Annotated in this window: 11 protein-coding genes; 3 read left to right on the top strand and 8 right to left on the bottom strand. The window is 71.0% G+C overall.

From position 1 onward, the window contains the following. Positions 1-8: 8 nt before the first annotated feature. The 3 genes from IE262_RS08530 to IE262_RS08540 all read right to left on the bottom strand — a co-directional run bounded on the left by IE262_RS08530 (position 9) and on the right by IE262_RS08540 (position 2,614). Positions 9-1,181 (bottom strand): MFS transporter, encoded by a 1,173-nt coding sequence (locus tag IE262_RS08530; protein ID WP_208329810.1) that lies wholly within the window; start codon positions 1,179-1,181, stop codon positions 9-11. Positions 1,182-1,222: 41 nt separating this feature from the next. Next, a complete protein-coding gene (gene crcB, locus IE262_RS08535; RefSeq protein WP_134039872.1) occupies positions 1,223-1,597 on the bottom strand; it encodes a fluoride efflux transporter CrcB in 375 nt (124 codons plus the stop codon). A 225-nt stretch (positions 1,598-1,822) separates the two neighbouring features. Then, entirely contained in the window at positions 1,823-2,614 is a 792-nt protein-coding gene (locus tag IE262_RS08540; RefSeq protein WP_229877160.1) for a hypothetical protein, read from the bottom strand. 150 nt (positions 2,615-2,764) lie between these two features. Here IE262_RS08540 and IE262_RS08545 point away from each other — a divergent pair, with 150 nt between their 5' ends. The 3 genes from IE262_RS08545 (at position 2,765) to IE262_RS08555 (ending at position 7,006) form a co-directional block, all read left to right on the top strand. After that, positions 2,765-3,595 carry a helix-turn-helix transcriptional regulator gene (locus IE262_RS08545; RefSeq protein WP_134039871.1) on the top strand — a complete coding sequence of 277 codons (831 nt, stop codon included), beginning with the start codon at positions 2,765-2,767 and terminating at the stop codon, positions 3,593-3,595. A gap of 264 nt (positions 3,596-3,859) precedes the next feature. Next, a complete protein-coding gene (locus tag IE262_RS08550; RefSeq protein WP_229877161.1) occupies positions 3,860-5,656 on the top strand; it encodes a phosphatidylglycerol lysyltransferase domain-containing protein in 1,797 nt (598 codons plus the stop codon). 120 nt (positions 5,657-5,776) lie between these two features. Continuing rightward, a complete protein-coding gene (locus IE262_RS08555; RefSeq protein ID WP_189872469.1) occupies positions 5,777-7,006 on the top strand; it encodes a cytochrome P450 family protein in 1,230 nt (409 codons plus the stop codon). Here the strand turns inward: IE262_RS08555 and IE262_RS08560 are convergent. The 5 genes from IE262_RS08560 to IE262_RS08580 form a co-directional block, all read right to left on the bottom strand. Further along, a complete protein-coding gene (locus IE262_RS08560) occupies positions 7,003-8,025 on the bottom strand; it encodes an extracellular catalytic domain type 1 short-chain-length polyhydroxyalkanoate depolymerase (protein WP_189872471.1) in 1,023 nt (340 codons plus the stop codon). The two genes, IE262_RS08555 and IE262_RS08560, sit on opposite strands and share 4 nt — an antisense overlap. Positions 8,026-8,226: 201 nt before the next feature. Further along, positions 8,227-9,600: a tannase/feruloyl esterase family alpha/beta hydrolase gene (locus IE262_RS08565; protein ID WP_189872473.1), complete on the bottom strand. Its 1,374-nt coding sequence runs from the start codon at positions 9,598-9,600 to the stop codon at positions 8,227-8,229. Between the two features lie 75 nt (positions 9,601-9,675). Further along, on the bottom strand, positions 9,676-9,924 hold the full coding sequence (locus tag IE262_RS08570; protein WP_189872476.1) for a hypothetical protein: 249 nt from the start codon (positions 9,922-9,924) through the stop codon (positions 9,676-9,678). A gap of 129 nt (positions 9,925-10,053) precedes the next feature. After that, positions 10,054-12,303 carry a hypothetical protein gene (locus IE262_RS08575; protein ID WP_189872478.1) on the bottom strand — a complete coding sequence of 750 codons (2,250 nt, stop codon included), beginning with the start codon at positions 12,301-12,303 and terminating at the stop codon, positions 10,054-10,056. A gap of 13 nt (positions 12,304-12,316) precedes the next feature. Continuing rightward, the gene (locus IE262_RS08580; RefSeq protein WP_189872480.1) at positions 12,317-12,904 is read right to left on the bottom strand and encodes a WXG100 family type VII secretion target; all 588 of its coding nucleotides are present in this window, start codon (positions 12,902-12,904) and stop codon (positions 12,317-12,319) included. Between the last annotated feature and the right edge of the window lie 60 nt (positions 12,905-12,964).

Below are 12,964 nucleotides of genomic sequence, written 5' to 3' on the forward strand. Positions count from 1 at the left end.
TCCCGGAGTCAGCGCCGCGGGGTCCGCGTCACGGCCAGCAGGACCACGGCGAGGACCTGGATGGCGACGACCACGGTGATCAGCACGGGGATCGAGTAGCCGTACAGGCCGCCGATCAGTGCGCCACCGGCGAGGCTCGCCGCGCCGACGACACCGGCGAACAGCCCGTAGGCGGTCGCCCGGCGCCCACGCGGCACCAGATCCGCGACCGTGGCGCGCAGGGTGGACTCCTGGATGCCCATGGCCGCACCCCACACCAGCGATCCGGCCACGGCGAGCACGAGCGTGTCGGTGAACGCCAGCGCGGCCACGCCCGCGGTCAGCGCGGGCAGGGCGATCAGCACGCGGGGGCCGTGACGGTCGTACAGCCAGCCCGTGACCAGGGCCGCGACGGCGTCCACGGCCATCGCCGCCGCGTACAGCACCGGCACCCACGCGGCGGTCAGCAGATGCCGCTCGACCAGGTGGTAGGAGAGCACGCCGAAGGTGGCGAACCCGGTCGTGGTGGTCGCCGTGAAGGCGGCGTAGGTCCAGAACGCTCTCGGCAGACGCCGGCCGTCCACCGTCTCCGTATCCGATTCCGCCGCGGCGGCCACCTCACGTTCGTAGGCCTCCGGGTCCGGCACCCGGGCCCGCAGCCACACCAGGAGCCCGATCACCGCGACGCCGGGCAGGGCGAGCACGCCGAGCGCCGGCCCGTAGTCGCCTCCGGTCAGCGCCAGCACACCGGCCACGAGCAGGGGGCCGACCAGGGCCCCGACCTGGTCCAGGGCCTCGTGCACGGCGAAGCCACGCCCGCGCCCCGTCGCGGCCGCGGCGTGCGACAGCATGGTGTCCTTCGCCGGCGAGCGCACCGCCTTCCCGACCCGCTCGGCGACCACCAGCACGCACGCGGCCCACAGCGTCCCGGCCACGCCCAGCAGCGGCACGGACACCACGGTCAGTACATATCCGGCGATCGCCAGGCCCCAGAAGCGGCGGGTACGGTCGGCCAGCGGACCGGAGACCAGCCGGAGCCCCAGCGCCGCCGCCTCACCGGCGCCCGTGACCACGCCGACGACCAGGGCGGACGCGCCCAGCGAGGCCAGCAGCGGCCCGGTGATGGAGCGGGCGCCCTCGTAGACGACGTCAGCGAGCAGACTGACCGTGCCGAACCACACCACGAACCGCCACGGCCCCATCCGGCTCCCTCCCGTCGCTTCTGCTCGCCCTGCCACCGCTCTCATGCCCACAGCGCCTCCGCGATCGCGGCGCCGGCGAACGCGGCGCCCAGCCCCGCCACCACACTGGCGACGGCGTTGGCGGCGGCGAAGAACCTCGCCCCGTCCTCGGCCAGCCGCAGCGTCTCGTAGGAGAACGTCGAGTACGTCGTCAGCGCCCCGCACAGCCCCGTGCCCAGCAGCAGCTGCACATGCGAGGAGGCGGCCCCGGCCAGCACGGCACCCGTCAGCAGGCCCAGGATCAGGCAGCCGCTCACGTTCACGGTGAAGGTGCCCCAGGGGAACACGGTGTCGTGCCGCTTCTGCACGGCCCGGTCGGTGAGGTACCGCAGCGGCGCACCGACCATGCCTCCGACGACGACCAGCAGCCAGTTCACGCGTCCTGCTTCCGGTACGGGATCTCGGAGTACGGAATCTTGCGGTACGGGGCTGTCATGAACGTACGTCTCCTACTCGCCGGGCCCGGGCACGCGGGCATCCACCATCGCAAGTAGGGACTGTTGGCGGCGTCGCTGCCGCGGTTCGGGTCCGGCGAGCCCCACCGCCGCGCCGCGACCAGTGGTCGCAGCCGACGACAAGGGTAGCTCCACGGCGGTCGGCCGTCAGGGCCGGACCGCGGTGGTTTCCGGCAGCACGGTCTGCCCGGTGACGAACTCGCTCCACAGGCCGATGCCCAGTGCGGCGCCCGGGCGGGCGGTGGTCTCGGCGAAGCTCACCGGCCTGCCCTCGCCCGTGCGGCGGGTGGCGCCCCAGGTCAGTTCGAAACGGCGGGTGCCCACGCGCTGATCGGGCGGGGTGGCGGTGGGGGGCAGGATTTCGTCGAGGGCCCAGCGGTAGCCCACCCGCTGGTAGTGGGGGGTGACCCGTTCCCAGGTCAGCTCCAGGATCGTTCCGCCGGCGGGGATGACGACCAGGGCTCCGCGCGTGCCGCCCGGGTGGCGGGCGTTGAAGGCGTACACCTCGGCCGTGCCCTCGGGATAGAGGTGGCTGGTGCCCCGGCCGATCCGGGAGCCCTGCGGGCAGGCGTGCACGCCGTGCTGTTCGATCGTCGTACGGGCGCAGGTGGGGAAGGAGTCCGGCCGGAAGCGGAGCGAGGCGTCGAAGAGGAACACGAAGCGGCGGGCCGCGGCCGGCGGGCCGGCCGGTTCGGCGCGGCTGGTGCGGTCGAAGGCCACCTGCACGCCGTGCGCGGTGCCGCCGTCGGGGGTGATCGCGGCACTGAGGGTGTCGATGTTGCGAGGGCCCGTCACATCGGGTTCGTACGGGCGCTGTGGGCCGCCAGGCGCGGGATCGGGGAGCCGCCCTTCGTCGGCGACCGCCCCCGGTGCCGCCAGGCCCAGCAGGGCCGCCGCTGTCGTGGCCACCGCCGCGGCTCGTCGTGTCCGCTTGCGCATACGCCCGTCCTCTCCTGCTGTCGTCCGCTGTTTCGTACTGGCTTCCGCTGTTCATGCTCACCCCGCCCGCGGCGCCCTGGCCGTGCCCCGTCGTGCCAGGGGTCCGTCGTACCCAGGGACAGCGAAACCCAGGAACGCGATAATGAACGCATGCGGCCATCGGGCGAGTTGGGGGACTTCTTACGTTCACGACGGGCCAGGATCCGGCCCGAGGACGTCGGTTTCGCCTCCGGATCGGGAGTGCGGCGGGTGCCGGGGCTGCGCCGTGAGGAGCTGGCACATCTGGCGGGGGTGAGCGTCGACTACTACGTACGTCTGGAGCAGGGCCGCAACCGCGGTGTGTCGGACGCCGTGCTCGGAGCGGTGGCGGGCGCCCTGCGGCTGGACGAGGACGAGCGCGCCCACTTCTTCCGGCTCGCCCGCCCCCAGAAACCGGAGGCGGACCCCGGGCGGGCCCATGACGGTGCGGCGGCGCGCGCCGGGGTGCGCCGGCTGCTGGACTGGATCAGCGCTCCGGCGCTCGCCATGGGCCGGCGGATGGACGTACTGGCCTGGAACCGGGCCGCGTGCGCCCTCATCACCGACTTCTCCGCGCTGCCCCCGGCCGAGCGCAACCTGTGCCGGCTCCATCTGCTGAACGACGAGATCGGCCGCCGCTATCCGGACCGCGAGATGATCGCCCGTGAGGCGGTGGGCCATCTCCGTCTCGCGGCGGGCCGCTTCCCCGACGACCCCGAGCTGTGGCGGCTGGTGGAGGAACTCAACGAGCGCAGCGAGGAGTTCCGGCGCCACTGGCGGCTGCACACCGTGCGCACCAAGTCCCACGGGCTCAAGCGCGTCGACCACCCGGAGGCGGGCCCGCTCACCCTCTCGTACGAGATCACCCACTTCCCCCAGGATCCCGAACTGAGCCTCCTCGTCTACACCGCCGCCCCCGGCTCACCCGAGGAGAAGGCGCTGCGCGTCATGGCGGGGGCGTAGGCCCTGGGGGCGGGGCCGGGCGTACCCACCGTCCGATCGTCCGCACGGCGGTGCACCACGTGCTGCCGTCCCGGCTGTGCGGTTACAGTCGGTGGTGACGGACAGGGGGGAACGCGACCGGGGAATGCGACCTGAGGGAACGCGGTTGCCGCGGCTCGCAAGGCACCGGCTTCCGGAGGGTGGTGACTTTCCTTGCCTGCCCCGTTTTCCTCACCCAGCGATCCCCCGGGATGCCTCCCGTCCGCGTCGGCCGGTGACACGGGCGTGTCCGGGGCGCGCGCCGCATGGCGCGGCCGGGCTGCCTCGGCCGCGGTCTGGTACCTGCGGCTGATGGCGCTGCTGAACCTGGTGGCGGTGGCCTCGGTGCCGTTCCGCGAGGAGGTGCGGGAGCACCGCGCGAGTGAGTACTTCACCCCCTACCTGGCGACGGCGGGCCTGGTGGCGGTTCCTCTGTCGCTCTTCCTCGCCGTGGCCATGCGGCGCCGCAAGAGGGCCGCATGGGTCTTCAACACCCTGCTGGCCGGTCCGTTGTTCGTTCTGTACGTGCTGCTCATGACCCAGGAGGCGTACCGGCAGCACGTCTTCAACTGGTTCTCCACGGCGCTCACGGGCGGGTTCGTCCTGGCGCTGGTGATCGGCCGCGGGGAGTTCCGGGCCAGGAGCGGCGCGTGGCACCGCGGCCTGGCAGCCGTTCTCCTGCTGGCGGGCCTGGCGGTCGCGGGTCTGGTGGGGGCGCTGCTGGTGAGCGCGACGGCCACCGAGCCGGGGACATCGTTCACCGATCGCTTCTCCTACGCCCTGCTGCGCGTGGTGACGCTCGGCCCGTTGTCCGGCACGTCCGTCACGGTGCACGCGCCACGCTGGGTCGATGTGGTGATCAACGTGCTGGCCACGGTGCTGTTCCTGCTTCTGCTGTACGCCTGCTTCCGCGCTCCGCGAGGCCGTGAGCTGCTCACCGCCGAGGACGAGAGACGGCTGCGTGATCTGCTGGACCGGTACGGCGAGCGGGACTCCCTCGGGTACTTCGCGCTCCGCCGCGACAAGGCCGTCATCTGGTCGCCCAGCGGCAAGGCCGCCATCGCCTACCGCGTGGTGGGCGGGGTCACCCTCGCCTCCGGCGACCCCCTCGGCGACCCGGAGGCCTGGCCCGGAGCCATCGAGCAGTGGCTCCGTGAGGCACGCGAGTACGCCTGGGTGCCGGCCGTCGTGGGGGCGAGTGAGGAGGCCGGCACGATCTACACGCGGCACGGACTCGACGCCCTGGAACTCGGTGACGAGGCGATCGTCGAGCGCGGTGCCTTCACCCTGGACGGCCGGGCGATGCGGGGCGTCCGCCAGGCGCGGGCCCGGGTGCTCCGGGCGGGGTACACGGTGCGCGTCCGGCGGCACGAGGAGATCCCGCAGGAGGAGATGGTGGCCCTGCTGGACCGGGCGGACCACTGGCGGGACAGTGAGACGGAGCGGGGCTTCTCGATGGCGCTGGGACGCCTCGGTGATCCGGCCGACGGGCGCTGTGTGATGGTGGAGTGCCACGACAGGGAGGGCGAACCGCGGGCGCTGCTGTCCTTCGTTCCCTGGGGACGACGCGGGCTTTCGCTCGATCTGATGCGACGGGACCGCGACGCGGACAACGGCCTGATCGAGTTCATGGTCGTCGAGCTGCTGCTGCGCGCGGACGAGGCGGACGTGGACCGGGTGTCGCTCAACTTCGCCATGTTCCGCTCCGTCTTCGAGCGAGGGGCCCGGATCGGCGCCGGGCCGGTGCTGCGGCTGTGGCGCTCGGTGCTGACGTTCTTCTCCCAGTGGTGGCAGATCGAGTCGCTGTACCGGGCCAACGCCAAGTACCGGCCGGTGTGGGAGCCCCGCTACCTGCTGTTCGAGAAGACCAGCGAACTCCCCCGGATCGGTCTGGCCAGTGCCCGCGCGGAGGGCTTCGTGGCCGCACCGAGCCTGCCTTCCCTGTTCGGCCGACGACACCGGCAGCCCCCGGGGCGACCCCCCGCCGGCGCCTCTGGCTCGGCACCGGCGCGGGATGCGCGGGCCCGCCCGGTCGGCCCGTGACGCGCGGGCAGACATGGAACCCGGATCGTCGCGGTCCTGGACCGTCGCAGGCCCTGATCTTCGCAGGCCCTGATCGTCGACAATGCACCGGTAACGGTCCCCCCACGCCAAGGAGATGACGTGCATTCCACGACGGCCACGCAGGCGTTGCCCCAGCCGTTCGACGGTTCCTTCGCCGCCGATCCCTACGCCTTATTCGCCCGGCTCCGCGCCGAGGCCCCCGTGCACCGGGTGGCGCTTCCCGACGGAGCGCCGGTCTGGCTGGTGACGCGTGAGGCGGACGTACGCGCGTGGATATCCGATCAGCGGCTGTCGCTCGACAAGGCGCACTCAGGCAACGGCTACAAGGGCTTCTCGCTTCCGCCCGCCCTCGACGCCAATCTCCTCAACATGGACGGGGCCGACCATCTGCGGCTTCGCCGTCTGGTCTCCAAGGGCTTCACCCCGCGCCGCGTCGAAGACCTGCGTACGTCGGTGCGGGGCGCGGCGGAACGGCTGGCCGACGCACTCGCCCAGCAGGACGAGCCCGACCTCGTGGCCGATTTCGCGGGCCCACTGCCGCTCATGGTCATCGGCGACCTCTTCGCCGTCCCCGAGGCGTCCCGTACGCCGTTCTCCCAGTGGATCACCACCATGGTCGCCCCAGAGGACCCCCGCGAGATTCCCGAGGCGATCGGCAGGCTCCACCGGTTCTTCGTCGACCTCATCGCCGCCCGGCGTGAGGAGCCGGGCGACGACCTGCTCTCCGCGCTGATCGCCGCCCGCGACGTCGACGACCGGCTCTCCGAGGACGAACTCAGCTCTCTCGCGTTCCTGATCCTCACCGCCGGCGTCGAGAACGTTCAGCACCTCATCGGCACCGGGCTGTTCACCCTGCTCGTCCACCAGGAGCAGGCTGAACAACTGCGCGCCGACCACGACCTGTTGCCGGAAGCCGTGGAAGAGCTGCTGCGCTTCGCCCTTCCCAACCTCATGGCCATTCGCCGCTTCGCCACCGAGGACATCGAGATCGCCGGTGTGCGGATACCGCGGGGAGACACGCTCATCCTCTGCCTGGCATCCGCCCACCGGGACCCGGACCGCTACCCCGACCCGGACCGATTCGACCTTCACCGTCAGGACAAGGCGCACCTGGCTCTCGGTCAGGGCGTGCACTACTGCCTCGGCGCGCCCCTGGCACGGATGGAGATCCAGATCGCCCTGCGCACCGTGCTCGAACGCTTTCCTCACCTGGGTCTCGCGGTTCCGGCCGAGCAGCTCCAGTGGCGTACGTCGTGGCGGTCGCGTTCCCTCAGGAGGCTTCCCGTCGTCATCGCTCGGTGCAGGGGGGAGGTTGACGCCAGGCCCTAGGTGCCCAGACCCCAGAACTTCGCGGTCCAGTACGACGAGCAGATGGAGTTGAGGTAGTACGTGCCCGTGCTGCCGCACTGGTCGATGCCGGATCCGGGGTTGACGGCGAGGCCGTGTCCCATCCCGGAGACGGAGAAGGTCTCCACCGCGGGCCTGCCGTTCGCGTCGTTGTAGACCGCCTGTGTGGTGCCGCCGGTCAGGGTCCTGGTGGAGGACGGGGTCTGGCTGATGCCCCAGACGTTGGTCCACTGGTCCCGTTCCTCGGTGGCGTTGGACGGGTTGACCGTGAAGTCGGCGGTGCCCTGCCAGATCGCGACGCGGGGCCAGGGCCCGCCCCAGCCGCCGGAGGCGCTGCGGACCGCGTCGCCCCACTGCTGCGGAGTCTTGTTCACCCCGCTGTACTGGCAGGTCAGGGCGCTGGAGAGGGTGGTCGCACAGCCCGCCGGGACACCGGAGCCGATGGCACCGCCCGCGAACACGTCGGGGTAGCCGGCGAGCATGGCCGAGGTCATCGCGCCGCCGGCCGACAGCCCCGTGATGTAGACGCGGCTGGGGTCGCTGCCGTGGCGGGACGTGGCGGAGTCCACCATCTGCTTGATGGACAGCGCCTCGCCCCGGTCACGGGTGTAGTCGGAGGGCTGGTACCAGTTGAAGCAGGAGTTGAGGTTGTTGGAGCTGGTGGTCTGCGGGAAGACCAGCGCGAAGCCGTACATGTCGGCGTACTTGGGCCAGCCGGAGTGGCCGTAGTAGTCACTGGCGTTCTGGGTGCAGCCGTGCAGGGCCACGACGAGCGGCGCGCCGGAGGGCAGGTTGTCGGGAACGTACTGGAACATCCGCAGATTGCCCGGGTTGGAGCCGAAGCCGGTGATCTCCTGCAGGCTCGCCGCCTGCGCCGGGGCCGGGGAGAGTCCGAGGATCAGGGCGATCAGGGACAGGACCAGCGCTGCCGGGGAGGCGGGACGCGGCCGTGTGAGGCGCCAAGAGCGGCGCGGACGGGAAGGGGGGGATGTGGGGTTCATCGTGCCACCTGGTGATCGCGACGGGTGGGGACGTTGAGATCAGCCGCGCCCTGCTTCCGAATTCCGGTGCGCGGCTCGGGAGTTACCAGGACGAGACTTACTGGACGTTACGTCCGGCCTGCCGGGGCCGTAATGGAGAGGCACACCACCTCGCCGTGGTGGGGCCTGTGGGTCGCCACCGTTGCGGTGGGCAGGGAGGGATCAGTCCAGGGAGCCGGTATTGACGAGGTCGCCGGAGGTGGGTCTGGGGACGGTCCGGCCGGCCGGTGGCTCCTCGCGGTGTTCCACCCAGTCCGTCAGGGCGGTGAAAGCGGCTCGGTAGCAGGGCAGGATCGGCCGCAGCTTGTCGGGATGGGTGTCGTAGAGGCTGTCGACATGGGTGCCGCCCTCGATGCGGTAGTAGCGGTGCAGGCCGGCCCTGCCCTGGTCGGCGACCATGCGCGCGTAGACGTCGGACTGGACGCCGATGGGCAGCAGCGCGTCCAGCGTGCCGTGCAGAGTGATCATGGGCTTTCCGATGCGGCCGGTGAGCGAGATCCGGGCGACGGCGTCATGGACCGAACGGGGCCGCGTCGCGTAGGCGTAGGTGGCGTCGGAGGGGCAGGGGGCGAGGATCTCCTCCGTGGTGGAACCTGCCGAGGCGCCGGGGCAGTCGGGGTCGTAGCCGGGGTCGAACGCGGCGCGGTAGGTCTTCTGGGTCAGGCCCCAGTACGCCTTCTCGTGGTACGGCCACAGGAACTCCGTGCCCCGGCTGAACCCGGCCGCGTACATGTCCTCGTCGCCGGCCTGCCCCAGTTGGCGGGCGACGGCGGTGGGCAGGAAGGTGAACAGGTTGGGGCCGTCGGGACGCCACAGGGCGCCTTCCCAGTCGACGCCGCCGTCGTAGAGCTCGGGGCGGTTCTCCAACTGCCAGCGGGTGAGGTACCCGCCGTTCGACATGCCCGTCATGTAGGTCCGCCGTGGGGCGTGTCCGTAGTGCTGGGCGACCACCCTCTTGGCGGCGAGGGTGAGTTGGGTGGTGCGCAGGTTCCATTCGGCGAGCGCACCGCCCGGACGCTTGCCGTCGGTGTAGAAGTCGGGTCCGTTGTTTCCCTTGTCGGTGGAGGCGAACGCGTAGCCCTGGGCCAGCACCCAGTCGCAGATGAGGGCGTCCAGGGAGTACTGCTTGCGCACGCCGGGCGCGCCGGTGACGACCAGCTTGCCGTTCCAGTGCTCGGGCAGCCGGATGACGAACTGGGCGTCGTGGTTCCAGCCGTGGGTGGTGTTCAGGTGGGAGGAGTCGGGGAAGTAGCCGTCGATCTGCAGGCCGGGCACACCGGAGGGGTTGTGGGTGCCGCGGGCCATGAGGCCGGCCTGGTCGGCGGTGTCGGTATAGGAGGTGCCGGCGAGGGCGCTGGTGGTCAGGTCGTCGTGACAGGAGATCTGCTGGAGTGCGGCACCGGGGACGTGGACGCGGTGCCGGTGGCCGCAGCGGCCGGGCGCGTTGTCGGCGGCGCGGGCCGTGGCGCCGGGGGTCATCGCCGCCGTGGCGAGCAGGGCGGCGGACAGAAGGGTGCTGCGTCGACTGGGGTACATGGATGCGGCTCCAGGTTCCGGGGACGGACGTGTGCGGGGCAGGGCGTCCAACGCGTCGGTGACGCAGGGCATGCGTCAGCCGCTGGGCGCGGCGCGCGCGTCCTCGCCATGGCGCACATCGTGGGCGCCGCGCGGCGACCCGGCCACGGAGGGAACCCACGGTCCGCGAGCACCGATGGTGGAGCGAACACCCATACCGCGGCGGCCGGGCACGCCGTATGGCCGGAAGGGGCCGGGCACGGCCATGGTGTCGGTCTCCACGAGCAGTCCCGGCGGAAGCCGCAGACCACTCGCCGAACGCCGGTGCTCCGCACCGGGGTTCACCGCTGGTCAGGGTCTCCGAGGTGAAGAAGGCGGTGCCACCCTGGGCTGGGCTGGGCTGGAGGTCGTCCCCCGCCACCGCGAGCGTGGCGAGGGACCCGGCACCTGCCCGGAGGGCGACGCGCGCGGCCGTCAGTACTCGCCGCGCAGGCTGGCCAGGGCGGAACCGCGGTGGGCCAGGTAGCTGAGCTCGGCCTCCTGCTTGAGGTCACGTTCGGTGTTGTCGGAGATGTTCGCACCCTGCCTGTTGCGGTCCGCCACCCAGGTGTCGATGAGCGACTTGGTGCCCGCGCTGCCCTTGGCCCTCTCCTCCTCCGAGCCGCTCTTGCCCCGCAGGTCGGCCTCCGCCTTGACGTCCTTCGACCAGTCGTAGGTGTCCTGGTCGAGCATGCGCTGGGCGCCGTCGCCGACGTACGGCAACGCGGTCAGCGGCAGGCCGCCCTGGTGGTAGCGGGCCTTCGCCACGTCGTCCGCCCACTGCTTCTTCTCGTCGCGTTGGTCGAGATATGTGTCGGAGCCGATGGCGTTGTACGCGCCGAGGACGTTGGCGGCGTCGCGCGCCGGGACGTTCCAGTTCTCGTTGTTCCCGCCCGGGTCCCTGGGCGCCCGGTCCATCTGGTCGACGGCGTAGACGCGTTCGGCCTCGCGGATCTGCGTAAACGCCTCCGGGTCGTCGGAGACGCCGCGCAGGACACGGATGACGCTGCCCTCCCGGTTGGCGATGTGCGCGTCGTCGCCGCTGCCCAGGATGGTGTTCCGGCCGCGCTCGTCGTCGTACTCGTCCTTGCTGCCCGCGATGATGTCATGGGTGTCCGCCGTGTAGTCGGACAAGGCCCGGGCCAGCGGCTTTTGCATGTTCTCCGGAATCGAGTCGCCCTTGGCACGGCCCGTGACCTTGCCGTCCTCGTCGACGTCCGTGTCCAGGTATGTGATGGTGTCCTGCATGACGCGGGCCTGGGCCTCGGTGTGGCCCTTGTAGTCGATCCGCTCTTCGCCGGGCCGAGCACCGGTGGTGGCGGCCTCCAGGACCCGGCCGAATCCGGTGCGGCTGTTGGTGGCGTCCTGGTCGTACTCCTCCAGAACTGCCCCGTCGGTGGGGCCGCCACGGCCGGACACGGACTCGGTGACCTGGACATCGGGCCAGTGACGGTCCTCGTGCAGGTACCACAGCCGGTTCTTGTCCCCGTCCGCCTCCGGGTCGAGATAGCGCGTGGCGGTGTCCGGGTCCTGACTCATGATGCCGAGCATGTTGTCGACCGGATCGACGATCTCCATCGCCTCGGGGTCGTCGCCGCGTTCGATGTTCTGGGACTCGTCCCAGATCTCCGGGTCGTCCTTCTCGGCCTCGATGATGTCGTCGGTCAGACCCATTGTCATGTGCGGCGGGTACTGGCCCTGGTCACCATGCTTGAGCAGCTCCGTCAGGGTCTGGTAGCCGTACGGCCCGGCTGCGTCGCCCTCCGGGCGCCTGGTGCCCAGTTCGCGCATGTCCGCACGCCACTTGTCGGAGAACTCCTTGTTCTCGTTGGCCGCCCCGATGCTGTTGGCGAGCGAGTTCTGGATGGTGCTGTACTTCTGCCGGTCGTCGCCGCTGCCCGACGAGGCCTCCAGGTCCTGGGCCAGGCGCAACGTGGTCTCGGGTCCGAGGTCGTCGAGGAGCATCCGGCTGAACTCGGGGTCTTTCTGGTTGTGGCTCATCAGCCGGTCGAGCTCGTCCAGTTCGGCGGGAGAGAGCTTCTCGCCCTTCTCGTACTTCTTCAGCAGCTTGGACGCGCGCTGCGACTCGTCCTGGTCGACGGACTTGACGGTCTTGTCGTTGAAGCCCTCGTCGCCGCCCTTCCCGGTGTTGCGCCGCAGGGCGTGGGAGGCGGAGATGTCGGCGTTGTCGGCGGCGGCGAGGACGACCGCGATCCTCCCCTCCCAGAACTCGATCTTCACGCTGTTGGTGCTGGGCGCGTCCGGGATCAGGTGGCCGGGAGCTCCGGGGGCGATCGGCTTGTCGCCGTCCGGGTCCGGCTGGGTCAGCGACACCGCGCCGGTGGCGCTGATGGTGATGTTGTCCTTCTTGGCGTCTTCTGTGAGCTGGTGCAGGTCGCTCTTGTACTTCCTGAGCTCGTCGTAGGCGTCCTGGAGGACGGTGCGGATGCCCTTGGCCTCGGTCACCGCGTCGCTGAACTCCTGGTTCGCCGTGACGACCTGGGTCCTTGCGTACAGGTCGGTGCCGTCCAGGCTGGTCCAGCCGGCCTTGTCGAACTCCTTGACGACCTGCTTGTCGTAGGCCTCGTCCATGGCGTCGTAGCGGCGGATGCACTCGTTCCAGGAGTCGATGGCGCTCTGGATGCCGTCGAGGTCGAGGTGGTAGAGCTGTTCGTAGGCGATCACTGGGCGGGTCCCGTCAGTTGAAGTCGGAAAGGGAGCTGCGGACGGCGTTCATCTCCTGCTCGTTCGCCGACTCCGTGCGCGTGTAGTTCCCCGCGGTCGTGGTGCACCGCGTGCCGATCTCCTGACAGAGCTTCTTCAGCTTCGTGGCCTGCTTGTCCCAGCTCTCCATGGTCTTGCTGAGCTCCGCGCCCAGCTGGCCGCCCCACAGGTCGCCGCTCAGTGCGCCGACCCCGCCCCACATGCGGTCGTCGCTGCCGACGTGTCCGTGGCTCTGTACGACGCTCGCCATCTCCGTGGAGGCCTGACCCGCGCGGTTGAGCGCGGCGGGGTCCCGCACGCCGGACATGCCGTTCGTCTGTACGCCGCCGGAGCCGCCTCCGGCGGACATGACCTGGATGTCTCCGCTGTCGTGGCCGCCGCCCGTGGTCGCGCCCGGCGCGGGGTCGAAGTCGCGCACATCGGCCTGCGTGGGCGGGTCCGGCATCTGGTACCCGGTGCGCGGGTCCGGCCCGGTGTTCGGCGCGGTCGGCGCGGATATACGTGGATCCGGCCCCGTGTTCGGCGCGGATATCGGACGTATGTCGTCGAAATCAGAGCTCACTGGCTACCCCCGTGCCCGATGGGATGGCCGCCGTGGGCGTCCCATCGCATCAAAAGTGAT

Origin of the sequence: Streptomyces bluensis, from assembly GCF_014650715.1 — a bacterium.
Classification (GTDB): Bacteria; Actinomycetota; Actinomycetes; order Streptomycetales; family Streptomycetaceae; genus Streptomyces; species Streptomyces bluensis.